We start from the raw sequence: 26477 nt of genomic DNA on the forward strand, positions 1-26477 counted from the left end.
ACTCACTCCCTAAATTGTTTTTCTTACAAAACCATTCGAAGCTACGAGTTTTTGTTCTGCATCTTCTTTGGTTGAGTTTGTGAGAAGCATGACAATCGCTGTTTTCACATGTTTATCTGCTCCTAAGTATACTTCACTTGCTTCCTCATACGTGCATTCCGTCGCTTCCATAATGATACGTTTCGAACGCTCTTCCAATTTTTCGTTCGTTGGCAATACGTCAACCATCAAGTTGCCGTAAACTTTCCCAACACCGACCATAGCAGCCGTTGAAATCATGTTTAAAATAAGCTTCTGCGCCGTCCCAGCTTTAAGTCGCGTCGAGCCTGTTAAAACTTCCGCACCCGGTACAACTTCTACCGCAATATCCGCATGTTTTGAAATCGCTGCGTCTTGATTACACGAAATCGCAGCAGTAACAGCCCCTACACTACGCGCATAATCGAGTCCCCCAATCACATACGGCGTTCTTCCGCTTGCAGCAATCCCAACAACGATATCATTTTTCGTAAGCGAAATCGCTTTCAAATCATCCTCGCCAAGTTGAATAGAATCTTCAGCACCTTCTACCGCTTCCACAAACGCTTTTTCGCCGCCAGCAATTAGTCCCACCACTTGCTCTTTCGGCACGCCAAACGTTGGCACACATTCTACAGCATCAAGTACACCTAGGCGTCCGCTCGTTCCAGCACCCATGTAAATTAGGCGACCACCAAGATTAAAGCTATTAATGGTACCCCTTACAATTTTAGCAATCTGAGGCAAAGCTGGCTTAATACTCGCCGCCACTTTACTATCTTCTTCATTCATAATCGCCAAAACTTCATTTACATCAAGCTCATCTAAATTGAGCGTTTTCTCATTTCGTTTTTCTGTAGACAAATTTTCTAACATAGTATCACTCCTCACAAATTGATTATAATCGTTCTGAAATAAAATTTCAATACTTTATTTTATTTTTAAAACATGCATTTGAAATTTTGTTTCAAAACAAGTATACTGAACGTATTAGAACGGAGGGAAAATATGTTAGGAATTAGTATTTATTTACAAGATACCGAAAATATATCAGAATTTGTTACACAAGCACACACAAACGGCTTTTCGACAATTTTTAGCTCACTACATATCCCTGAGGAAAGCAACATTGATTACCGAGAACGCCTGGCCGAACTTGGGAAACTCGCAAGTGCACACCAAATGAAGCTCATTTTAGACATTTCTGAAAACGCTTTACATAAAATTGGGCTGCAATTTGAAACCGCCGAACAAATTCGCGACTTTGGCGTCACTGGTTTGCGGATTGATTACGGAATCGGCGCACACCCCGTAGCCACCATGTCACACAAAATTGCCATTTACTTAAATGCCAGCACGATTGACCAAGATCTTTTGGACAAACTAAACGCACAAGGTGCCAACATGAAACAAATCGAAGCATTCCACAACTATTACCCGAAGCCTGAAACTGGTCTTAGCGATGCTTTTTTTCAAGAGAAAAATACGTTTTTGAAGAAAAATGGGATGAGGATTTCCGCTTTTGTACCCGGTGACGCGGCGAAACGCCACCCGCTTTTCGAAGGCTTGCCGACGCTTGAAAAGCACCGCTACAAGCCCCCATATGCGGCGACACTCGAACTATTCTCCCTTGGAATCGATGATGTTTACGTGGGCGACCCCGCGCTTGATTCGACCCATCTTGAATTTTGGCGTGAGCTTTCAAAGCACCAAACAGTGTCCCTCCTTGGCATCCTAGCTGACGAAGTCTCTGCCGAAATTCGTGCGCATTTAGAGCGCGGCGACCAAAACCGAATGGACGAGGCCCGCGATTTAATCCGCCTTGAAGAAAGCCGCATCTCCCTTAGCAATTTAGCCCCCGCACCGAAGAATACTTCCCCAAGAAAACGTGGCGCCATCACAATGGATAATCAAAACTACGGCCGTTACGCTGGTGAAATTGATATTGCCAAATTTGATTTACCTGCAAACGAAAAAATCAATGTAATCGGCCAAATCGATGAACGCTATCATGAATGCCTTTCGTTTATAACAGGCGGTCAAAAAATAAAATTACGCCTAGCTCAGAAACAAAAAAGCTAAACTAGTCTCGGCTTAGTTTAGCTGGAAGGAAAACTCTATATTCACAGAAAATCAGGCTGCTGACAAATAGTGAGATTCTTTGGAATTGCCGCACCAGTGGCAAGAACTTCAAAGCTTACCGTTTGTCATCAGCCTGAACTAGCTTATTCTTTTGAAAAATCGTATGTCACTTTCCCATCAAGTATTGTTAACATTGTTTTATTTATATCTTCTGGATCAGCCAATCTTATCGTGTAGCCTTTTGCTAAATTAGTTTCAATTTGTTTTGATAATAATTCAAACGCTTTAATTAACTTTTTCCATTTTTTATCTGCTGGATTTTCTTTAATTTTATTGAGCGATTCTTTTAATTTATCATTTGTCATCATCACAGTAAATTGTTTATCTTGATAACTAACATCAGCGCCATCACGTAGACCCTCTTTTAGCATTTGCTTGATTTGTTCTACTTTTTCAGCACTTTGCTCTTCAGAATTATTTTCTGTTACATTTTCTTTTTTCATCGTCTGCCTCTGCTCCTCATCTTTGACCGGTTTATTAGAAGTAGCTTGCTCCCCGCAACCTGTTATTATGGTCACACTTACTAAAAGAAGTATGCTCATTACATTTCGCAAATTTTTCGTCATATCTGCCTCCTTATTAATAGCTTCCTTACGTCTGAAGATTACTCTGAAGAGGTCACAAGCGGCAAGTCATCGTTGGAATATTTTTCTAATTTTTCCACATTTAACACTACCCATGGTTTACTTGAGATATTAATTGCCCCTTCTTCTGCAAGCTCATTCAACGCTTTCGATACGATTTTTCTTGAACAGCCACAACATGAAGCAATAAAGTCCATAGAAAAGAACCTTGGTAGCTCTTTCGTATGGTCTGCCGTCCACTCCATCTTATCACTCACCATTTTAATAAATCGTGCCACCCTTTCTTTTGGGCGAAGTTGAAATTGAACTTCAAACATATCAATTTCTGCTCTAAATTGCTCCAGTAGGAGGAAAAATAGATGTGACAATAAATTATCTTGATCCAACATGTCAAAAACTTCATCTATATCTAAAACAATTAAAGTAGCTTCCGTTAACGCCTCAACAATAAAATTTTCTTTTGCATTATAAAAATGTCCCACCCAAACAGCATTTTTAAAGGAAATTTTCTTCATCTCTTTATTATCTATATAATTGATTTGAAAATAACCAGATTTCTGAATGTACATTTTATTTTCTTTAAACTTAATGCGCTGATATTTTTTTATGTATCTTATCGTGTGGGGGCACTTATTTAAAATATAGTCAATAATTACATTATCTTCTTCCAATAAATCTTGTAGTTCAAAAAATTTCATCTCAAGTCACTCCTCGTTACAAAGAATATCCCTCCCTGCAAATAATCATATCGAATAATTTAGTGACCTTAACCTTAATTTTCGGAGTAAAAAACACAAAAATTTTACGTTTATTCACATTTTTATTAATAAATATTCACAATTGATTACTACAGCTTCTTTATTTGTTTTAAACATGAGTTTTATTTTTCTATAGTTGTCCAAATTCACATAGATGCTAACGCTTCAACAGGTTTACATTTAGCAGCTTTATTTGCTGGCGAAATACCGAAAACAACACCTATAACAAGCGCAAAAATAAAGGCAAAACTAATGACGCCCATACTAATTCCAGACGGCACCTCTGCAACAGCACCAAATAATAGTGCGCCAGAAATTCCAATCAGAATCCCAATAAGTCCACCTGTCACGCTAATCACAGCAGACTCAATCAAAAATTGACTCAAAATTGTACTGCGCTTTGCACCTAATGCCTTGCGAATCCCAATTTCCTTCGTCCGCTCTTGGACAGAAACGAGCATAATATTCATAATCCCAATGCCACCTACAATAAGTGAAATGGCAGCAATAGCACCTAGCGTATTAGTAAGTAGCGTATTTATCGTGTTAAACGTATCTAAAATTTCTTTTTGATTCACAATTTGGAAAACAGGACTATCACTATTTTTAGTTTCATCTTTAAATTTTAGTGCTAAACGACTTTTTAAAATGCTAATGACAAAATTAACTTTTTCAGGCGAATTCGCTTGTAAATAAATCGTATTTATCGTTTGTGTTTTAAGAAGCCGTTCCGCCGATGAAATAGGAATAATAATCTTTTTGTCAGTTGAACCTAGCAAAGATTCACCACTTTTCTCAGTAACGCCCACTACACGATAATTAAAACCATTTATTTTTATCGTTTGATTAATTGGGTTAGCGAATCCAAATATTTCAGAGGCAATATCATGACCAATTACTGCGATTTTTTGGCTATTATCTATATCTACCGCAGACAGGAATCTTCCTTCAGCGAGCTTAACGCTATGAACTTGCTGAAATTGTTCGTTTGTCCCGACAACACTAAATACTTCCCCCCCCTGATCAGTTAATACATTAGCACTGCCATCAATTTCAGGTGAAATATGCGAAACACCATCAATTTGCTCATACGATGAAACATCTTCTAAATCAAGTTGGTTAGTTTTACTTGTGGAGTTATTATAAACCGTAATTAAGTTCGAACCTAAATCACCTAGTTGCTGATTCACTCCGTAACTAACACTTTTCCCAAGAGAAACAAGTAAAATAATAGAAGCTACGCCAATAATTATTCCTAACATCGTCAGAAAAGAACGCATCTTTCTAGCAAAAATTTGTTTTAAAGCCATCTGCAAGCTTTGAAAAATCAGCATACGTCTACCTCCTGTATGAGCTTGCCGTCCTGCATTTTTAAAGTTCTTGTACCTTCATCTGCAATTTCTTTATCATGGGTAATCATAATAATTGTCCGACCTTCTTGATTAATTGTTTGTAGCATCTTTAATACTTCCCAACCGTTTTTAGAGTCTAAGGAACCAGTGGGCTCGTCGGCAAGTAAAATTGCTGGTGAACCTACTAGAGCTCGTGCAATCGCCACCCGCTGTTGTTGTCCGCCAGACAATTGATTAGGCAAATGATGAAATTTATCTGCCAGGCCAACTTGCGAAATATAATGCTTCGCTCTTTCTATCCGTTCAGAACGCCCAATTCCCCGGTAAATTAAAGGAAGCTCGACATTTTCCAAAACAGATAAATTCGTAAGCAAATTAAATTGCTGGAAAATAAAGCCGAGTTGCTTATTTCGTACTGCCGCCAATTTGTTATCAGACATACCTAAAAGTTTTTCACCTGACAAATAATAATCACCACTATCCGGTAAATCTAGACAGCCGATAATATTAAGGAGTGTCGACTTTCCGGAACCCGATTGCCCCGTGATCGTCAAAAATTCACCACTTTTTACACTAAAAGTAATATCATCTAACACTTGCAAAGTTTCATTTCCCATTTGATAGGACTTAGAAATATGTTTTAAATCAATTAACACAACAATTTCTCCCCTCTGCTTACTCAGAATTTGAAGACGTTGAAGGTAATAATATTTCTTCGCCTTTTTGCAAGCCTTTCCTAACTTCAATGATATTATCATTACGGATACCAGTTTCGATAACTTGCTTCACTTTTTTCGTTTGGTTTTCTTTATTTTTTTTCGGCACTAACACATAATATTTTCCGGCACTGTTTTTTTGCACCGCTTCAATCGGGATATTTAGCACATTTTCTTTTTTGTTCACGAGAATCGAGCCCGACACCGTCATCCCCGCCTTTAACTTAGTAGTATCTTTCAAGGTAACCATCACCGTAAACACAGCCACATTATTTTCTACATTTCCTTTTTCAGAAATCGATTCGACCGTTCCGTTATAAGTTTCGTCAGGAAAAGCCGTAACATCAATCTCCACCTCTTGTCCTTTTTTCACTTGCGGAATATCCATCTCATCAATTTGCAGGTTCAACTCTAAATCGTTATAATCCGGATATTGTTCGTTTTTCGGCACAATCGTACCCGTTCCGTTTGCGTTCACTTCTACCGTACTTTCTTTCACTTTCGTTGTTACATCACTGTTTTTGGCTAAATCGGTTGAATTATTGCCGCTTAAATAAACACCTATTACCAGTACGACGATAATAATTACAACAATAATTCCAAGCGTCCAAAATAATTTCTTTTTCATGCCTTCTCCTCATCTATTTCGTCATTGATAAAGCGCGTTTGAATAAAAGAAGCATACAACTCATGACTTTTAATCAGCTCATCATGCGTGCCCTGCCCAGTTACCCGTCCTTTATCTACAAAAATAATTTTATTGGAATGCTTAATTGTATCAATGCGATGGGCAATAACAAAAATCGTTTTGCGCTTCATTAATTGCAGTAATGATTTCTGTACATATTGCTCCGTCCTCACATCTAGGCTAGCGGTAGCTTCATCTAAAAGTAAAATTTGTGCTTTACTTAAAAATGCCCTTGCAATTGTAATACGTTGCTTTTGCCCGCCTGAAAGTTTCACGCCATTTTCGCCGACCTCAGCATCTAATTTTTTAGGCAACGCATCAACAAAACTGTCTGCGTAAGCAAGTTCAAGCGCCTGCCACAAATCTCCATCTGTTACTTGATGTTTTAAGCCATAAACTAAATTTTCCCGAATCGTACCAGATAGCAATAAGTTATCTTGTAAAACATAGCTAAACTGTGAACGCCAAGATTCTAATGAAATGTGCTTCATTGAATGTTCACCTATAAAAATATTGCCTTCAGTCGGATGATAAAATCGTTCAAGCAGTGAAAAAATAGTCGATTTACCAGCGCCACTTGGGCCAACAAATGCAATCATTTCGCCCGGGTTACTTTCAAAAGAAACATCGTCAATCACTTTATTTTCATCGTCATAAGAGAATGATAAATTTTTAGCTGAGATGCTTTTATTAGAAAATGAAACACTGTCTCCTATCGTCAAGTTTTCCGACGTTTCATTTAAAATCTCATAAATTCGCTCCGTAGCCCCTTTTGCTTTTTGAAGTTGAGAGAAAAATGTCACGAATGAAGTAATTGGAGATAAAAGTTGAAAAACATATATTAAAAAGGCGATCAATGTCCCAATCGTTAGTGTTCCAGCATTGACACGAATACCACCATAAATAATAATACCGATTAAAATTCCCATAACGACAAACACGGTTATCGGACTAATAATCGCATTAATTTTGGCTTCTCGATTCCCAAAATGAAATAGTTTCATAAGGTCATTATGTCCATTTTTAACTTCCAAATTTTCAGAAGTCGTTGCTTTCACTAGACGAACATTGCCCACAACCTGCGAAATTTTCGAACTGAATGCTGCCGTCTCTTTTTGCAATCCTTTTGAAATAACGAATAGTTTCTTCCCTAAAGGTGCTACAAACAAAATGAGAACTGGGATAGCAATAAATAAAATAACTGTTAATTTTGCATCCATAACAAGTAAGATTGTTATTGTACCGGCTAACGTAATTGTGCCGTTAATAATTTGTGGAAACTGGTCGGACACAAGCGACTTAATTAGCCCTGTATCGTTAATCATTCGACTAACAAATTCACCAGAGTTTGTATTATCAAAAAAACGAATGGGTAAATAAAGAATTTTGTTCCATAATTTATCTCGTATCGCAAGAACTAATTTCAAGCCGATTAAATTTAGCATATAAATCGCAAAACCACTTAAAACTACTTGTACAGCAAATAAAATAAGTAAGTAAAAAACAATATTATAATCGAAATCTTTACCCATGAAACCATCAATAAAATTTTTAGCAAAAAGTGGTACAAATAGCGAAACAATTGTTGAGATTACAGAGAAAACAATCGCAGTAGCGAACAGCGGCTTAGAAACCGTCTTTTGTGAAATTAAACTTCCAAATTTTTTCCAGCTGTAATGACTTTCTTGACTCTTCATTTTTCCTCCCTGATAAAGAACTGTATACAAATTAATTTGTATACAGTTTCTTCGAGTTTAATATTTAAAAGTGCAATTTCTAGTAAGAATTATAGTAAAATGTTGATTAACGCAATTAGAGTTTCTTTAATTCCTGCAACTCCTAGACCAAGCCAAGCAATAAAAAACGATAACATATCATTTCTCCCTTTTGATTAATGAAAGAGATAAGTACACAATTTGCACTTATCTCTCCGCTAAAATTATACTAAAATATTCCAGATGCCTTCGACAGCATATTTAATGCCCATAACGGCTAAACCAACCCAAGCAACAAATCCTTGAATGAATCCCATGTTTTTTCACCTCCTTAAAATTTTTCCTTTTTTTTAATTATGCATTCATATCAGCAAATTTTTTCAAATATGCTAAAACTTCTTGTAACATTTGTAACCAAAGCATACGTGCTCACCTCCTGTACATTAACATTCTATACTGTTGTGTACTGTAAATCTGTAGAAGGAAAGTGAACAATTTTACGTTTTACAGATACAAAAACCAAAAAAAACGCTTGACATTGTACTTGTTTTGTACTATTGGAACAAACTATCAATATAATTTAAAACATCCACTTTAAATTGTTGAATAGCTTTAATAAGATCTAGAAAAAATTGCATGTCCTTACACCTCCTTTAACAAAGTTTCAATTCCTTTAAAAAAGAAAATTGAATAATTCCTTAAGTACAGACCAGTTAAGCTCTCCATTTTCAAAAAGCTTCGTGCTAGTAAGCCATTCCCAAATACTCGCCATTTTTCCCCCTCCTTTCCATTACCTCTACAATTGTAGAAAAAATCCCACTAAAATACTGTAAAGATTTTATGAAAACTTTCACATTTTTTGTCCCCTTATCCCCAATTTTCTATTTGCTTCTTTAAGAGCTAAAAAAAGCGATAAAACCAGTTTGGTTCTATCGCTTTAACTTATAATAAACTCACTTAAAAGCAGATTGGCATTTATCCCGTTACAATTTTCCATGCACTTCCAATTAAGATGATAAATAGTATGGTGAAAGTTGCAATGCGGTGCCAGATTTTAGTATTCGCTTGAACATCATTTTTCCGTTTCATATTCCGCTTTTGCTCTGCCATCATTGTTTGCTGCTCTTTTTGACGTTCAGATTGCGTTTTTTTATTGAAATGATGAATAAATTTGCTGTATTCTAAACAGGTTTCTTCGCTTTCTCCAAACATTTTCAATTGACCATAATGGAGCCACGCCACTCGGTCCGAAATTTCCTTTACTTGACTGATTGCATGGCTCACGAAAAAAATGGTTTTACCGTCCTCTTTAAAGCGGTCAATTTCTTTAAGACACTTTTGGTAAAACGTTTGGTCTCCAACTGAGAGCGCCTCATCAATGATTAGTATTTCAGGATTCGTTTGAATGGCGATAGCGAAACCTAGTTTGGCACGCATGCCACTTGAATATTGTTTTAACGGACGGTGAATAAAATCGTGCAGCTCGGCAAACTCGGTAATTTGCCGCATTCGTTTTTTAATTTCAGCTTGCTTAAAATCCATCAAAAGCAACTTTAATTGAATGTTTTCAATGCCAGTTAAATTGGGTTTTAGTCCAGAATTGATGGCTAAAAGGGAAACAGCCCCGTTTCGTCTGATGGTTCCATTTGTTGGCGCTAAATGGCCGGCTATAAGGCTCGCTAATGTTGATTTCCCAGATCCATTTAATCCAATTAGCCCTATGCACTCTCCCTTTTTAATTTCAAAAGAGATTTTTTCTAAAGCTTGAAAATAGGAAACTTCCTCTTTTTTGGAAAACGGGAGTGAGAAGTGGTACCATTTTTTTTGGTCTAACGAAAATAGCTTGGAGACATTGTCAACTTGAACCGCAATATCTGGCGGAAAGTGGTAGTGATAGCGTTTAGTTCTTGTTTTTCTTCTCTTGCGCATGGCGTCCTCCTTCTGTTACATGTACTCGACAAAATTGGCTCGGTATTTGTTTGTGATATAAATTCCCGTCAGCAGAATAATGAGTACGAATGAAAAAAAGTACACCGCCCGAAAAGGCTCATCAAAAAACCAGCCTCTTGAAAGAAGTGCATCGCGAAAACCTTCGATAATGTAAACAAATGGATTCAACGTTAATATTTTGGTAAAAAGTGAGTCTGGGTGCGCGGCTACATTGACCACTGCTCCTGAAATGAAAAATAATAAGCGCATAGCAGACGTAATAAAAAGTTGTAAATCGCGAAAAATGACCGTAACTGCTGATGTTAATACGGAAAGCGCAAGTAAAAACAACAACATGCAAGGAAAATAATAAATGAGCTGGAGCCATTCAAGCGTTGGCAAGAAACCTTGGCTAATGAATAAAACTAAAAACAGACTTTGCATGACAAAAAAGCCATTTAAACCTTTTACAACTGCAATTGTTGGCAAAATTTCGACCGGAAAATGCGTTTTAGCAATTAAATTTAAATTTCGTGTAATCGATCCTGCACCAGAAACAATACTTGAGCTTATGTAAAACCACGGAATAAGCCCCGTCAGCATCCAATAAATATAAGGAATATCTGAATGTATGACGGTTTGACCATTTAAACGAATCCCAAAAACTAGGTAGTAGATAATAATTTGAATGGCTGGACTTAAAAATTCCCAAAGAAGTCCGAAAACGTGATTTTGGTGGGTCGCTTTCTGGTCAAAGCGGGCAATCAGAATGACTTTGTCTAAATTTGAAACTTGAATTTTTCCCCAGGATAATAAAGATTTCAATGTTTTTCCTCTTCCCTCATGACGATTTCCTGAACTTTCCTGAGCAAAAATGGCGTGAAATAAATGCCGGTATCGCTGTGTTTCTCGTACTCTCCGAGGTCGAGCTTATACGGAACCGATTTCTCATCTAGCCGTTTAAGTAGTGGCTGAAGGTGTTTGGAGTAATGAAAATCGCCTTTTCCTACATGGAAGTGAAGTTCGGGAAACGATTGCTGTTTAAGCGCTTGATTTAAAATTAGCCCATTCCAAAAACGTTTGCCAAAAAATGGGTCTTGCCCGAGGAAACGGTTAAACCGTTCCTGCATAGATGCAGAAGTCGCACGCTGCTCCAAATATTTCGCGATATAGACTTGCGGGGCACCAATTATCGCCTTGCCGAAATGGTATTTGAAGCTATAATAAAGCGCTGCGGCGCCGCCTTTACTTGAGCCTGTCGCAATAATATTTTCAGCCGGTATGCCGTACTTGTTAGCAACCATCATAATGAGCGCTATGACGCTCCGTTCAAATTGTTGTTCGCCGCCAAAACCGACATAATAGCAAAATTGATTTTGATAGGAATCTAAAATAAATAATTTATGTGCTGCGACTGGTTTAAGTGTGCGCATGTGATTATAGACGGGCGGCCCGCCTTGAAACTCGGTGGAATAGAGTCCTGAAAAAGAAAGTACTAAGTAGTGCGCATCATTATTGCCAGCTTGAAAAAGATATTTAACAGGGTGGTCGCTAAAGAACACTTTTTCCGCCGCTAGCGTGGTTTCAATTTGCTTCTTATGCAGCGTATCAATCCATAAAATGTTCGATAATTGATTAAAAATAACCGTCTCGTTTTCCCGAATAAATAAACGAACTTGATAGCCGCCGCTATATATCGGTTTAAATGTGAGCTGCTCTTGTTGCTCAAAATCCGCGTACCAAATCCGTTCAATGACTTGGCCGTCTTGATAAATGTAATAGGCATACTCATAATTTTTTCCTAATTCTCGCTTCTTCATTTTGAATGTCAATCGCAGCTCGTCCTGCTCATACTTCAGTTCGCTCATCTTAATTTCCAATTTTCAAGCACCCACCTTTCTAATCCGCCTTCAAAATGTAGCTGTCCACTCCAATTTGAACAGCATGCTCACTTGTTCTTTTCGTCTCACGGTAAATCATATCTTCTAAAACACCAAAAATAAACGGGGTATATTGATTAACAAGCCGTGTATGCCGTTCGTTACTCCTATTTAAAAAAAGTTGGCTCTTAATGCCTTTTTCTTGTAAAAAATGGCGATAAGTTAAAAGTGCGGAAAACTGAATATCTTCTAGCCCCGTATAAAAATAAAGCGTTGTTGGTGAAATTTCGGCATAAAGTGGCGCTGAATAAAATACCTCGTTGACTTGCTCCTCAAAAATCGTATTATCCGCAAAAAATAGGCTTTTCTCTGTCGGGCAAAGAATATTAATATAGTCCGCCACGTGGATTTGGGGCACGAGCGAAAAAACATCCGTGACCAGTGGATTCAATAAGCCATAGAGCAGCGCACCAGTCCCGCCTTTACTCGAACCAAACGCAATTACTCTTTTATAACGATATTTTTGGATAAATTTAGTAAGTTCCACGTTTAGCTTTTCGTGAATAAATTTACCAGAATCAATTAAATACCAGCCGTATACACTCGAAAAGTGGTCTTTTATGAACAAATAATCCGCCGCCTTCACACGTTCAGCAAATTTAATCCACGTGTAACGTTCATGCATGAGCGCAACTTGTTTCTGGTTTATTTCTTGATTAAAAATCGCTGGAATAGCATCATTTAATGGCTTCCCTGCGTTTTGAAAGACAATCACAAGTGTATCGCTCCCATTTTGAAAGTGTTTTCCGTGTAGCATTTTAAGCGCCCCTTTTAAATATCTACAATTAGTGTTTTTTGAACTGGTTGGCTTATTTTTGTTGTAACTTCATTCGTTTCATCGTTCTTAACAAACACTTTGACAAAATATTCGCCGCCCTCGGTTAACTGAACTTGATTTGTATCAAATTTCGTATACTGCGACTTAGCGACGGCTTCTAAACGACCTTTTTTGTACACATAAAAAGCAAATTTATAAGGGGGATGTTGCTCTTTCGTTTTTATATGGCATTTTGTTTGTAAACTGTTGCCAATTAAGAACACTTCTACTTTTTGTATGAAGTCAGCTTGCTTTTCCACTTTTTTCCTCATCCTTTTTTTCATATTTGTCTCCTTAAATCGGTTTTTGAACCATTTCTATACATAGTGTTTCGATTTGTTGAATAATTGCTTTACAATCAAATTTTTGTCGTGCGAATTGCTTTCTTTTTTCTACATCAGTAGCTTGCCATTCTCCTTTTTGAACAGCCGCCACTGCTTCCGCTTTAGACGAAACAATATAACGGCTTGGGTAAACCGTGTCAGCGCCCTTCCAATTACGAATCACAGGTATAGCGCCACTTGCCATCGCCTCAGAAACTGAAACGTGTGAGCCTTCATAATCACTTGGCGAAAGCAAATAGCCAATTTTCTGAAGCCATTCTGGGATATCATTTCCGTGCGGATCAAAAATGACATTTTCACGCCACGTAGCTTGCTCAATTCGGTTTAGCACCGAGGTATAGTATTCCCGCTCTTTCTCGCGCGCCATCAGCCATGGCACTTCGTCAGGCCGCTTGCTTTTAATAAATAATTTATAGCGCTTATCTGTTTGCCATAGCGCTTCAAAAAGGTCAATCGCCAAGTCCACCCTTTTTCGCGCTGGTAAAATCCCGCATATACCGAGCTGAAATTTACTATTCGGCTGTTTAGGTAAATCTAGTTTGTCAGCATCAATTAAATTATCAATGTAGCTCATTTTATGGCGTGGAATTTGAAAAATCGCATGAAATTCTTCAAGCATATAAGGTGTGATGACGATAAATTGGTCCACTTTTGAACTGTCAACAAGATGGAGAAACTTCAAATCTTTTTCTTGGAAATGAAGGCGGGCAATTAGCGTCTGATGTTCTTTTTTATGTTCGGCATACCAGACGAGGTTTCCTAGTCCCCACTCACAAAAAACAATATCGGCCCATTCAAGGCATGCTTGGCTATGTTTTTCATCATGCTTTTCATGCGAAGAAAATACATCTAGTTTTACTTCAAAAGCAGGGTTCTCTTTAAAAGAATCGATGAACATTGTAGCAAATTTCAAGTCATGGCCTGCGAACACTATTTTTGTGGGCGCCTTTTTGAATGACCAAATGAAGCTGCGCAAGCGGTTGTAGGCTGCTTTAAAGGTGAACGCCTTGCTCGCATTATAAATTTGCGCAGCAGCTTTCGCGTAAAGTGCTTCGTCACGTAAAGCAGCTCTGGTTTTTTCAATGACGTCCACTTCCGTTTCAACAAAAAGTGGGTAATCACGTCCGAGCAAATCTTCGTGCATTTTAGTGCGCCTCACTAGTGCTGGCTTTCCGAGTCGCCCGTATTCAAGCAACTTGCTCGATAACTCTACGCTATCATCATTATCAAGCGCGGCACTTCTCCAAGCGATGCCAATGTCCGCTTCTCCGATTAGGCGTTGACACTCTTCCCTAGAAACGGCACCAACCCAGTCGATTGCCGGCACCTCTTGCAAATCTTTTTTTATTCTAAGTTGGTTTTCCCGCTCTCTAAGACGGTCTTGAAATTTATCGCCTACAACTTGTGTATGAATTCGTTTATCTCGCTCAGCTAATTTTTTTGTCACCGAAATAATTTCTTCCGTATGCCAATCCTCATGAAACTTACCACTGTAAATAAGCCTAAAATGTTTGTTCTCAAAACTAGGAATCGTTTCAAAATCAGGAATCATCGGATATAAAAGCTGAATTTTGTTCCCATCAACTTGAATTAGCCTTTTGAAAGCCTCCTTCGTTTCTTTCGTCTGTAAAAAAAGAAAATCAAAATGCTCGTAGACTCGCAACAAGTCCGCGCGTTCTTCTTTAGTAGACCGTTCATCATGTTTAAAATCGGTGAGATAAGGCACGGTAATCGATTGGAAGACATCATGCTCCATAATTTCGCGCACCAAATTGAAACCTCGAACAATGACTAAATCATACTGGTTTTCCTTATGAAGTTGCTTCATAATTTGAACGGCTTCCCTGGTTGAAAGCCGCGAATTCGTTGTCGGCAGACTCTTATTTTTAAAAGGTTGAATCAAATAAATGTTTTGCGTCTTCTTTAGCGCGCTCGTTAAATGTGAATTTTGTTCTTTCGCTTTTAAAAGTAAGTCTACCTTTATATTCGGACTTAAAGCGAGCATGCGCGCCATTGAAGTTAACCAAACTGCCGAACCGTCCATAAAATTTAAATCAATATCTCCATATAACAAAATGCGTAACTGACTCATTTAAAGCCTCCTATATTTCTACCTGATTAAGCAACAGCGCTTTCTCATTCGCCCCTTTTTCCACAAAGTTAAAGCAATCCGCGCTAAACATTTTCGCCCCGAAACGAGCGTAACTTTCTAAATTCTCATCTTGAATAAAACTTTCAAGTAAACTTTTCATATTTTTACGAAAATGGTAATTTGTGCGCACAATAGTGCGGGATGGAAGTAGCTCATGGACAAAAATATAGTCGGCGTTTTCCTGATAAATTTCTAGCTGCTTATTATTCGCCCGGTAAAATGAAGCTTTCCCAATGAAATCCGCATCCGTGTAAAGCGAAGCAAGCATGAGATCTTTTAAATAATGTCTGCCGTAAAAATGATTATGCGCAAAATAGGTCATAAAATCCGTAGCAAATAATTTTTCAAAATCCGTATAATTTTCCATGTAAGGGAATAAATAACAAGATATAATTTCGGTTTGATAGTGATTTAAAATCGCATTGATATCCGGAAAATCTTCAACACTGTAAACAAATAAAGCAAGCTTCTTATTTGGATAACTTTGCCTTTCAAATGTGTCTATAACGGCTTTTATTTCTTCTTCCGATTTGACTGTGGCCATAACGCACACTGATTTTGTTAAAACTGGTAAATGAATTCCCATATTTTCCAAAAGAAAGTTTAAGCGGTGTTGATAGGTGTGTTTTTCATAAATTTCGCGAATTCCTTGCAGTGATTTTTTGTAGTAGGCGCGTTTGTCTTTAGTGACGGCACGCATCTGGGCGCGCAATTGGTTTGGCTCCTCAGAAATCATCACAATATTTCCAAAAAGCTGCTGAATACCTTCTGAGTAACTGCTTAAAATTGGTGTTCCGGATGCCAAACCTTCAAACACGCGGCGTGAAAACATGGTCGGCGAATGAGTCACACTGTTTACATTGAGCATAAAACGGTATCCTTTATAGGCTTTATCAATTTCTTCATATTTCAAACTGCCTAAAACATCTTTTCTAAATTTGTCTGGAAAACGAAATTCTGGTTCTGGTCGGTCAAAATTCCGGTCATAAATGGCTAATCCAAATTCCTGACTAAACGCTAACATTTCATCCATAACTTGGCGCCTTTCAGGATGGCGGTTTGCGTAGTAAGAACCTGCGAAACAAATTTTGTTTTCCCGAGGAGTAGCCAGTTGGATTGGGTTATGCTTTTTCGGTTGTGCCGCGAAAGGTAACGCAAAAACTCGCTCATGCTTCGCTTGCTTTTTATATGCCGGTATTTTGTTCTCGTCTGTCGTATAAATATAATCAAATCGTTTCGCGGTATCGATAAATTTGTCAAAGTGAATCGGGTCTTCCTTGTTCCAAAATATGGTTGGAATATCCCTTTTTCGGCACCACTTTAGTAAATCAAATAGCGTTTCACGACTTACATTGGCGTATTTTCCGACTTGATATTCCCAAGCGCCACCATTACCGTGCCAAGCAGATTCCACAAACAAGAAATGCGGCGTATGCTCATTAAGCACTTTTTCCCAGTTGTCAGGTGTAAAGGTAATTAATTCTACTTCTTCTTGAAAATTTGACATTGTAAACTCGTCGATAATGCAGGCAACTTTTATGTCATGCAGTGTTTGTGCTTGTTCAATTGGGTTTGTGATAACTATTTTTTCTTGTTTCTTTTCAAAAACTCTCTCCACAACCGCTTTTTTTATCCGAACAATGCCTTTTCCAGTGATTTTGAGTGCAAAGCGAAGATATTTCGTATTTTTTCCCACTGTCAAAAACTGCTCCTTCTCGATTGGTATTAATGTTGTGATTTCTTTTTCGGTATCGTTATATTCAGCGACTGCCAGCTTTACTGATAATCCTTGTGAAATTTCAGCGTCTATTTGAATTGCTAACGTTTCGCCTGGTAAAACTCGAATGAGATGCGTTGGAAACCTTGAAAAAGCTACATTGTTTTCCATAAATGAAGTATAATTTGCGCGGTCATCGCCGTTTGCAAAGCAGAGATCATCTTCAAACATGTAGGCGTGAAGTCCTTCTTTTTCAACATACCACCAGTTTGTAGCATCGCGGAAATGTTTATCTGTAATGAGTTTCGGCTGAATATCTCCGATAATTGTTGTTTGAAAATGATTGATTGCTTGATACACATCTTCTATTTGCTTTTCAATTGAATCTTCTTTCGTAAATTCCAATATTTCCCAGTCCATTTCATTGTTTTTGTGTTCATCATTTTATAATGCTTCACTGTTAAATCTTGTAGCAATTTTTCTTTTTTTAAAAGCGCTGATTTCGCGTCGTCTCGTTCCTTAATGACTGCTTGAACTTCCGTTTTTAAAGTTATAATCCCATTTTTTTGCTGTTCGAGCAGTTCAAAAGTTTTGCGTTTATAATCGCTTAGTTCCGCCTGTTTTTCTTTCCATTCTTCACTAAAATTCATTTCTTGATTGACTTTCTTTCTGAACATGTCTAATTCTTCTAGTAATTGCTGGTTTTCTGCTTGAAGTCGTTTTAGTTGTTCGTTTTTCGCTTGAATTTTATTTACCAAATGCTGATTTTCTGACCTAAGCGAAATCTCTTCATGAATATGCGTCGCTTGCTCTAGTCCAGTTAACGACTCATTTATTTCGCTCTTTTTGCCCATCTTCTCCCTCACCCTCACATATTTTCTGATAAAGCGCCAAAAATTTTACTTTTTCATTGTCCCAGTTGTAACGCTTCCTAGCCGCTAATGCATTTTCGCTCATCTCATGCTGCAAATTCGGATTTCTCAGTACATCATTGACAGCTGCTGCAATAGAAACTGGATTTTTAGAATCGACAAGAATACCTATTTTTTCTCGCCTAATAACTTTTTTCATTTCTGGAAACGAACATGCAATAACTGGAACCCCAGCCATCATATATTCAAAAAGCTTATTGGAAGCCGCTGAAAAGTGATTAAAGCAAGTATTATTTAACAGTTGAAAGCCTACATACGCATTTCGCGTATAACTTGGTAGCTCTTGTACGGGCACTTTGTCTAAAAATTTCACCCGATTTGTTAAACCTTGTTGCTTTGTAATCTCCATTAGTTTATATTTCAGCTTCCCGTCGCCAATAAAAACGATTGTTCCACGTTCGATGTACGGGGCAGCCGCTAATAAATTTTCTAAGCCACGTCCAATTTGCAAACCACCTTGATAAAGCAGTAGCGGTTCGTTTTCTGGTATTTGAAGCCGCTCATGAAGCGCCACTTTGTCTCGATTTTCTTCAAAAAAAGGGTAATTATAAATCACTTCTGGTGTAAATCCGTAAATGCGTCGAATATATTTTGCCCGCGTCTCATTTTCATGAATTACACAGTCTGGGAAGTGTATCAACCATTTTTCGATGATGTGATAAATTTTAGAATCGTAGCCAGAACGACTTGTATTTACTTCATGCGAATCAAAAATGAGTTTCTTCCGCTTAACTTTCGCACAAAAAACGCCTTGAAATAGTGTATTCAAATCATTGGCATGATAAATATCCGTTTGAAGCGCGAAACCTAAAACTGTCATTTTTAGTATCAAAACCAGTTTCCGCACTAAAAATCGAGCTTTTGTTTCAAATAAGAGGACACAAAATAACAACAATAAAATCCCAATTGGTGGGGCTACATACGCGATGCATAACGTAGCTAAATATATCCAAATTTTATGCAAAAATGTCAGTTCGTATTTTATGCGCCGAATGCAGAAATTTTCTGAGTGCTTTTCAATTGCTGGCTGGCTTCCTTTTAAGGCGATCAGGCAAACGAAATAGCCGGCGTCTTGTAGCGCGGTACATTCTCTTAGTACTCTTGCATCATTTGTAAATTCATTCCAAACAAACATCGTCACTCTTTTTTTCATCGCTAATCCTCAAAAATTATTTTATACAATAAATTTTTATTTACTTGCCAATTGAAATTTTGTTGTGCGTATTCATTGCCATTTCGCCCGTAATATTGGCGCAGATGCGCATCTTCAATAAGCTGTGTGAGGTTATTTTTCATATTCGCATAATCATTTTTGTTAAAAACAAGTCCCGCTTCTGCTTTTTCAATAATTTTTTTCGAATATCCAGATGTAATGCCAATAATTGGCAAAGATGCACCCATATAGTCAATCAGCTTACCCGGTATGACGGTTTCAAAAATCGGATGTTCCTTTAATCCAATATAAGCAATATCTGCATTTTGCAACCTTTCCCACACTTTACGCCTTGACTCTGGCGGTTTAATCACAATATTTTCCAAGCCTTTATCTAAAACTTTTTGCCGAATTTCTGTGTAATGCTTTCCATAACCAATTAACAAAAAGCGCACGTTCCTATTTTCTTGAAAGTCCTCCGCTAAGCGAAACAAACTCTCTATATCTTGAGCAATCCCCATATTTCCAGTGTAAACAACTGTTATCTTTTCTAGCCTTGAAAAAGTGGGAACTAGCGCAAGTTCAGAGCTTGTAAGTCCGTTTGGAAGAAAATGGATTTTTTCCTTGTCTTTAATAATTTTTTGAATGTATTCCGTAAACCCTTCGCTGTTCACAATTAACTTATCGGCTTTCCAGTAAATAAGCCTCTCCACTCGGTAATTTAAATAACGTATAATTTTTGGGGAAATTCCTTTTAAAGCACTTAAAGTTTCTGGCCATAAATCGCGAATATCAACGACAAATTTCGCCTTAAATTTTCGTTTGGCCAAAAGCCCAATCAGCGGTATCGAAAGCGGGGGAGACGTGACAAAAACCGCATCATACGTGTTTTTTTCAGCTAAAATCATTTTGTAAAAACGAAATAGAACTTCCACATAAAGCAACAACCGACGGAAAAAGTTTTTTTCGAACCTCTTGCTCTTCGTTTGAATACGTTCGATTTTCAAACCTTTTGGGGCGTCTTGCCAAAAATCTTTTTGCTTGTAGAGTTCTTTTTGTGGGTAATGTGGTTCAGTTGTCCAAACCGTTACGTTCGCTACATCATTTAAATAATGACAAATCCCTCTCATTCGATTAGCCGCACTTCCGATTTCTGGAGGGAAATTTTGGGTAATGACCAATATTTTTTTCATAATAAGCTTTTTCCCCTAAAGTTTTTAGACCCTCGCCAAATGATTTTTTAATTCAAAAAGATTTCCTAAATTAAAATAGTTCTTTTCATTTTTATAAAGCTCTAAAATATTTTTAGTATCCATGACAATCGCTTGATTCGTTTTGGAAAAATCTGCATCCCCTAAGTTCTTAAATGTACTATGATCAGCTAAAACTAGCACCAAGTCTGCGTCTTCTAATGCCACATCCAAACTCGGCTCAATAAAATCCGCTTCAATATGCGGTTCATACGCGGTAACGCGGTAGCCTGAACTAGCCACTAGTTTTTTATAAATTTCGACTGCTGGACTCTCACGAATATCATCAATATCACCTTTATACGTAAGACCCATCACAGTAATTTTAGGATTTATTTTGCCTTCCAAAGCAAGCTTTACTTTTTCAATTACAAATTCTGGCATAGAAGTATTGATTCCTCTTGCAGTTTGAATGAGTAGCGATTCATCTGGCGCTTCCGCCGCAATAAAGTACGGGTCAACTGCTAAACAATGGCCGCCAACACCAGGTCCTGGGGAGTGCAAATTCACACGTGGATGTTTATTCGCAAGCTTAATGACTTCAAGCGCATCAATATTAATATGGTCACACACTTTAACGAGTTCATTTGCAAGCGCAATATTAACATCACGATATGTGTTTTCCATCAATTTAGACATTTCCGCAGCGGATGCACTCGTCTCAAGCAATTCTCCTTTTACAAAAACACTATAAATTTCCTTTCCTTTAGATGTACAGTCTTCTGTCATACCGCCAATAATGCGATTGTTATACACCAGCTCATGAATCACCTGCCCTGGAAGTACACGTTCTGGACAATGGACAAGAAAAATATCTTCCCCGACTGTAAATCCCGCATTTTCAATCACAGGTTTGACATGGTCTTCCATCGTGCGCGGCGCAATAGTTGATTCGACAATCACCGTATTTCCTTTTTTCAAACAAGGTAAAGTCATCTCCACCGCGGATAAAACGTAGTCTAAATTGCATGATTTTAGCAAATCATCGTTATTTGGGGTAGGCACAGCGATAATAAAAACATCTGATGCTTCCGCGCACGTCCCGACACGAAAATTCCCCTGTTCCATCGCTTGATTAAGTGCTCCTTGTAACCCTGGCTCCTCAATATGCACCTGCCCTTTTTGTAACATATTAACCACTTTCGGATTAACATCAATGCCTAAAACTTTTTGATTATGGTTGGCAAACATAATTGCAGTTGGCAATCCAATGTAGCCTAATCCTAAAACTGTTATTTCCACAAGCTCGCCTCCATATTATTTGGCGCTTGGAATTTCAATATCCCAATTTGCCGCTTCTTTTTTATTTTGAACATAAACAAGTTCAGCTTTTTTAACCGATTTCGGCAACTCAAAGAAGGCGCTACCGGTCAATTTTTTCCCTTGAGCAATGACATCCCCAAAATTATTGCCTTTTGGATATACGGTATACGTCTTATCGTCTGTTCTAATTTCAAAATCCCCAGCGCCAATGCTCACTTCCCCAGAATCTTTATTCGTAATAAGCATATTGATTTCCACCATATTTTGATTGCCTTTAGCGTTTTCTGTCGTATCGATCGAATTAATTTTCATGTTCATATTGTTCACTGTTTTTGAAACATAATTTTTATTTTCTGATGTCTTTTTTTCTTTAGTCGAATCATTGCTACAAGCCGCCGAAATTATTACGGTAGCAATTGCCAAAAGCACTAACGTTCCTCTCAAACCCTTCTTCATTTAAAAATCGCTCCTTGCTTTACTAATCAAAGCATCTTTTATAAGCAATTGTATTCGAACGCCTTTTTTTACTCAGACGTTCGAATACATTACTTACATTTAATTTTTATTCTGTTAACTGAACATCATCTTCCGACAATATATTTCCTAAGTCGTCTTTCCCATATACTTTTACCTCGTCAGTCAAGCTTGTTACTTTTCCTTTAAGATAATATTTATACGTATTGTCAGCTGCAACAGGAATCGTTTGCAGTTCTGTTCCATTAACTTCTACAGAAACACGAGTAACTTCGCCAGTGTACGTGCCCTCTAAGTAGTCACCTGTAATTTTATAGCTATTTGCTGTGATTGTTCCTGTTACTTCTCCTAGAACAAGATCCACCTCAGCAACTTGCGTACCATCAGCTGCATATCCTATCATTTTGACTTCATCATCTACACTATTTATTAATGTAGCAGCATAATATTTGATGACATTTCCTGTTGCTGGGATTCTCGATTGTACTACTCCATTAACAACCAGTTCAACTCGACTAACATCACCAGTATACGTACCTTCTACATATTTATCTTTGCCGACTTTAAATTCTTCGAGTGCAATGCTTCCAGTCACAGGTGGTTTATCTGCAACACTCACTGGTACACGATTTAATTCTTTACCTAGAGAATCATAAGCAATCGCATATACCGTATCATTTGAACTTGTGATTAGATTTTTCGCATAATACTCATATTTATTGTCAGCAACTGGAATAGCTTTTTGAACTACACCGTTAACCTCTAAAGCTACACGTTTCACGTCCCCAGTATATGTTCCTGTAACACGGATATCTGTACCAAGCTGAAATGAATTCGCTGTAATTGTCCCGTCTGTTGTGTAAATATTCAATTGCTTAGTGCTAACTACTTTACCTTCCGAATTCAATCCTTCAACCATTACTACGTCCGTCGCTGAAGTTACAATATTCTTTGCGTAATATTTTAGTACGCCGCCTATCGCAGGAATTGTTGAATAAGTTTGATCTCCTTTTGTTACACGGATTTTCACGATGTCTCCTGTGTATGTTCCTGTAATATACGTTTCAGACCCCAATTTATATGAGTCTAATAAAATTTCTCCAGTCGTATCGGCTGCTGATTTAACAGTAATTGCTTTACTGTCTAGTAAATTACCTTTGTCGTCATAGCCTTTAACAATAACTTGATCACTTACTTTTAAAATTTTATCATTCGCATAGTAATTGAAAGTGCCACCTGAAACAGGTATTCTTGTATATTCTTGCCCATTAACAGTGATACTAATTTTAGTAATGTCTCCTGTGTATGTTCCACTTACATAGTTTTCAGTACCTTTTACAAAATCTTTTGCTGTAATTTCCCCAGCAGTTGCCTCTTCCCTAACATTAACAAGTGCACGGTCTAACTCTTTGCCATTTGCATCAAGTGCGACTACATACACGACATCTGTTACGCTTGTAATTAAATTTTTCGCATAGTATTTATACGTATTTCCAGTTACCGTGATAGCTTGTTTTTCTTCACTATTTACGATTAATTTAATTTTTGCTACGTCGCCTGTATAAGTTCCTTCCACATAACTATTAGTACCTAATAAATAGTCTTTTGCTGTAATCGTTCCGGAAGTTGGCTCTTTAATATTGACTTTTGTACGATCTAGTTCTTTGCCGCTTGCATCGAGTGCAACTGCATATACTTCATCACCCGCATTTAAAATCTTGTCTTTTGCGTAATAACGATATGCGTTTCCAGTTACCGTAATCGTTTGTTTTTCTTCACCATTTACAATTAGTTTTACTTTTGCTACATCGCCCGTATAAGTACCTTCCACATAATTGCTCGTGCCAATTGTGTAATCTTTCGCTGTAATTGTGCCTTCAGTTGGTTTCAGGATATTAACTTTTACGCGGTCTAATTCTTTACCATCTGCATCAAGTGCGACTGCGTATACTTCATCGTCTACGCTTGCGATTTTATCATTCGCATAGTATCGATATGCATTACCTGTTACCGCAATGGTTTGCTTTTCTTCACCATTTACGATTAATTTAATTTTTGCTACATCTCCTGTATAAGTTCCTTCCACATAGTTACTCGTACCAATAGTATAATCATTGGCTAGGATAGTTCCTTCGGTCACTTTTTCAACTGTGACCGTAATCGTTTTAGTTGCTTCATTGCCATCGCTATCTGTTACTTTGTACGTAACTTGATAAGTGCCTGCTTTTGTTGTATCGACATTGTTCGCTGCCACTTCAATTGCACTTGTTAAGTCACCATCTTCTGTGTCGCTCGCTGTTACACCAGTTTTCGGATCAAATGCATCGCCTACCTTTAGCGTTTTATCCGCTGCTGTGATGACTGGGATATCATTTGTTGTGACTGTAACCGTAATCGTTTTAGTTGCTTCATTGCCGTCGCTATCTGTTACTTTGTACGTAACTTGATAAGTGCCTGCTTTTGTTGTATCAACATTGTTCGCAGTAATTTCAATTGCACTTGTTAAGTCGCCATCTTCTGTGTCGCTCGCTGTCACACCAGTTTTCGGATCAAATGCATCGCCTACTTTTAGCGTTTTATCCGCTGCCGTGATGACTGGGATATCATTCGTTGCAACTGTGACTGTAATCGTTTTAGTTGCTTCATTGCCATCGCTATCTGTTACTTTATAACTCACATGATACGTACCTGTTTTTGCTGTATCGACATCATTCGCTGTTACTTCAATTGCACTTGTTAAGTCGCCATCTTCTGTGTCTGTTGCCGTTACACCAGTTTTCGGATCAAATGCATCGCCTACTTTTAGTGTTTTATCTGCTGCATTAATCACAGGTTTATCATTCGTACCTACAGTCACTGTAATTGTTTTAGTCGTTTCATTGCCGTCACTATCTGTTACTTTGTACGTAACTTGATACGTCCCTGCTTTTGTTGTATCGACATTGTTCGCTGTTACTTCAATTGCACTTGTTAAGTCGCCATCTTCTGTGTCTGTTGCTGTTACACCAGCGATTGGATCAAATGTATCGCCTACTTTTAATGTTTGATCATTCGCATTAATTACAGGTTTATCATTTGTGATGGATCCGTTTGAAAGTCTTTCAAAATTTTGATTTTTAAATTCTGTTTTATACGCTGGTACATTTGTGATGGAAACATTGCTAACATTTCCATAAAGATCTGTTATAGATGTTAAATTTCTCCACGTATATTTTGGCGTGCCGAGAATGTCAGTTCCTTTTTCCCAAGCAGCAATATTTTGATTGGTAGTCGAGAATACGCCACCGTTACCCTCCATGTAAAGCGCTAAACCAGTGGAGTTTTCATTTCTAAAATCAAAATAAGCGACACTATCCATTGTCAATTTCCCTGCTGGCGAAATTTGGACAGCATATAAGCTTATCGGCGCAGAAATAGCTTCAAATGAGGTACTTTTTGTCATCGTTAATTGATTGACATAAATTCGCGAATCTGATGACATTACTGCTTTTTGATAATTTAATTTCACTTTACTAGAAGCACCGATGTTAACAGTTGCTTCTACACCTTTAATGCTTGCATACCTACTCACAACATCAAGTTCTGACGAATCACCAACTGTAAATGTCTGTTGTGGACCATTTAAATATATACCGATCCCCATTGTATCAATAGATAATTTAGCACCTGCACCTAACTGTACGTTACCGGAGGAGTATACTTGAACAGCATTTGCATCTCCTGTATTTTTGATTGTTGTTGTTGAAGTAGAGTCAAAAATAAGGTTTTTTACATTAAAAACATCAGTTGTTCCTGAAGTTGTAAATGTATTGTTTCCTTTTATATAGGTGACACCATTCGTATTAGAAATAGCTGCGCCACCATTCAAAGTGACATTTTCAAGTGTAACAGCATAATTTACAACGCTTGTTTTGAAAATGGTTTGTGAATTTGACGAAAAATTGATATTTGAGAAAATAACGCTTGCGGCGCTCGATAAATCACTCGCAAAACTGCTATTATTAAGCGTTACTTTATGATTAGCCCCTTCGATTGTCACATCATGTTTAATGACATAATTTGTATAATCATTTAGTACCAAATCATTTTGTAGTATAACTTTGCTAACTAAGTCGTTATTTAACGCATCCCTAAGTTCCTTTTCAGTACTTACTTCAAGCGTTACCCCTGTTTCCGCTTTTGCCGTTACAGGTAAAAGCGCATTTGATAATGTTAATAAAACTAGCATTGCAACAACTAGTGATGATAATATTTTTTTCATGCCATATCTCCTTTTTGAACTAATAAAATAAGTCGTGATATATCTTTCAGAATTATGAATATTTTAAATTTCCATGATACTCACTCCCCTAAATTAACTTCCCATTTAAAGAAGTTAGGATTTATAAAACAGTATAGCAAGGAACACCTAAGTAAGTCTGTATACTATTTATGAGGAATTACTTTTTTTACGACCCTTTCATTCAAAAAAAAACATTGACAAATTTCAAAAAAAGGGTTATGGAATCGCATAATTGTGAATATTTTCCACAA

21 protein-coding genes are annotated in these 26477 nt (G+C 37.5%); 1 reads left to right on the forward strand and 20 read right to left on the reverse strand.

Annotated features, from left to right (window positions below; all coding sequences use genetic code 11):
• Nucleotides 1–9 precede the first annotated feature (9 nt).
• Nucleotides 10–894, reverse strand: coding sequence for an N-acetylmuramic acid 6-phosphate etherase (gene murQ, locus BN1609_RS09585; RefSeq protein ID WP_088810825.1), 885 nt, complete (start codon nt 892–894; stop codon nt 10–12).
• A gap of 132 nt (nt 895–1026) precedes the next feature.
• Between murQ and BN1609_RS09590 the strand changes: the two genes are divergently transcribed.
• The gene (locus BN1609_RS09590) at nt 1027–2100 is read left to right on the forward strand and encodes a MupG family TIM beta-alpha barrel fold protein (protein ID WP_088840794.1); all 1074 of its coding nucleotides are present in this window, start codon (nt 1027–1029) and stop codon (nt 2098–2100) included.
• Between the two features lie 143 nt (nt 2101–2243).
• Here BN1609_RS09590 and BN1609_RS09595 read toward each other — a convergent pair whose 3' ends face one another.
• From BN1609_RS09595 to BN1609_RS09685, 19 genes are all read right to left on the reverse strand, one after another.
• Nucleotides 2244–2726, reverse strand: a complete 483-nt coding sequence (locus BN1609_RS09595) for a hypothetical protein (protein ID WP_244169952.1) — start codon at nt 2724–2726, stop codon at nt 2244–2246.
• A gap of 38 nt (nt 2727–2764) precedes the next feature.
• On the reverse strand, nt 2765–3442 hold the full coding sequence (locus BN1609_RS09600) for a Crp/Fnr family transcriptional regulator (protein ID WP_088815926.1): 678 nt from the start codon (nt 3440–3442) through the stop codon (nt 2765–2767).
• Nucleotides 3443–3648: 206 nt separating this feature from the next.
• A complete protein-coding gene (locus BN1609_RS09605) occupies nt 3649–4836 on the reverse strand; it encodes an ABC transporter permease (protein WP_088840795.1) in 1188 nt (395 codons plus the stop codon).
• The gene (locus BN1609_RS09610; protein WP_179946581.1) at nt 4830–5471 is read right to left on the reverse strand and encodes an ABC transporter ATP-binding protein; all 642 of its coding nucleotides are present in this window, start codon (nt 5469–5471) and stop codon (nt 4830–4832) included. Before BN1609_RS09610 ends, BN1609_RS09605 begins: the two co-directional genes overlap by 7 nt.
• Nucleotides 5472–5529: 58 nt before the next feature.
• The gene (locus BN1609_RS09615; protein WP_088840796.1) at nt 5530–6198 is read right to left on the reverse strand and encodes an efflux RND transporter periplasmic adaptor subunit; all 669 of its coding nucleotides are present in this window, start codon (nt 6196–6198) and stop codon (nt 5530–5532) included.
• Complete coding sequence (locus BN1609_RS09620; protein ID WP_088815930.1) at nt 6195–7955, reverse strand: ABC transporter ATP-binding protein; 1761 nt, start codon at nt 7953–7955, stop codon at nt 6195–6197. The genes BN1609_RS09615 and BN1609_RS09620 overlap by 4 nt, the downstream gene beginning before the upstream one ends.
• A 993-nt stretch (nt 7956–8948) precedes the next feature.
• A complete protein-coding gene (locus BN1609_RS09625; RefSeq protein WP_088815931.1) occupies nt 8949–9902 on the reverse strand; it encodes an ABC transporter ATP-binding protein in 954 nt (317 codons plus the stop codon).
• A gap of 15 nt (nt 9903–9917) precedes the next feature.
• Entirely contained in the window at nt 9918–10727 is an 810-nt protein-coding gene (locus BN1609_RS09630; RefSeq protein WP_088815932.1) for an ABC transporter permease, read from the reverse strand.
• Entirely contained in the window at nt 10724–11782 is a 1059-nt protein-coding gene (locus BN1609_RS09635) for a hypothetical protein (RefSeq protein WP_088815933.1), read from the reverse strand. The genes BN1609_RS09630 and BN1609_RS09635 overlap by 4 nt, the downstream gene beginning before the upstream one ends.
• Before the next feature lie 19 nt (nt 11783–11801).
• Nucleotides 11802–12599 carry a hypothetical protein gene (locus tag BN1609_RS09640; protein WP_088840797.1) on the reverse strand — a complete coding sequence of 266 codons (798 nt, stop codon included), beginning with the start codon at nt 12597–12599 and terminating at the stop codon, nt 11802–11804.
• A 14-nt stretch (nt 12600–12613) separates the two neighbouring features.
• Entirely contained in the window at nt 12614–12943 is a 330-nt protein-coding gene (locus BN1609_RS09645; protein WP_088840798.1) for a hypothetical protein, read from the reverse strand.
• Between the two features lie 10 nt (nt 12944–12953).
• Entirely contained in the window at nt 12954–15095 is a 2142-nt protein-coding gene (locus tag BN1609_RS09650) for a glycosyltransferase (protein ID WP_088840799.1), read from the reverse strand.
• Between the two features lie 10 nt (nt 15096–15105).
• Nucleotides 15106–17277, reverse strand: coding sequence for a glycosyltransferase (locus tag BN1609_RS09655; RefSeq protein WP_088840800.1), 2172 nt, complete (start codon nt 17275–17277; stop codon nt 15106–15108).
• Nucleotides 17238–17726, reverse strand: coding sequence for a hypothetical protein (locus tag BN1609_RS09660; protein WP_088815938.1), 489 nt, complete (start codon nt 17724–17726; stop codon nt 17238–17240). Before BN1609_RS09660 ends, BN1609_RS09655 begins: the two co-directional genes overlap by 40 nt.
• Nucleotides 17701–18957: a glycosyltransferase gene (locus tag BN1609_RS09665; protein WP_088840801.1), complete on the reverse strand. Its 1257-nt coding sequence runs from the start codon at nt 18955–18957 to the stop codon at nt 17701–17703. Before BN1609_RS09665 ends, BN1609_RS09660 begins: the two co-directional genes overlap by 26 nt.
• 2 nt (nt 18958–18959) lie before the next feature.
• Complete coding sequence (locus BN1609_RS09670; RefSeq protein WP_255377361.1) at nt 18960–20150, reverse strand: glycosyltransferase family 4 protein; 1191 nt, start codon at nt 20148–20150, stop codon at nt 18960–18962.
• Nucleotides 20151–20174: 24 nt separating this feature from the next.
• Complete coding sequence (locus BN1609_RS09675; RefSeq protein ID WP_088840803.1) at nt 20175–21449, reverse strand: nucleotide sugar dehydrogenase; 1275 nt, start codon at nt 21447–21449, stop codon at nt 20175–20177.
• A gap of 15 nt (nt 21450–21464) precedes the next feature.
• Nucleotides 21465–21926, reverse strand: coding sequence for a DUF4352 domain-containing protein (locus BN1609_RS09680; RefSeq protein ID WP_088840804.1), 462 nt, complete (start codon nt 21924–21926; stop codon nt 21465–21467).
• Nucleotides 21927–22032: 106 nt separating this feature from the next.
• On the reverse strand, nt 22033–26205 hold the full coding sequence (locus BN1609_RS09685; RefSeq protein WP_088840805.1) for an immunoglobulin-like domain-containing protein: 4173 nt from the start codon (nt 26203–26205) through the stop codon (nt 22033–22035).
• Nucleotides 26206–26477 lie beyond the last annotated feature (272 nt).

Source organism: Listeria sp. ILCC797 (genome assembly GCF_900186185.1).
GTDB classification, from domain to species: domain Bacteria; phylum Bacillota; class Bacilli; order Lactobacillales; family Listeriaceae; genus Listeria; species Listeria goaensis.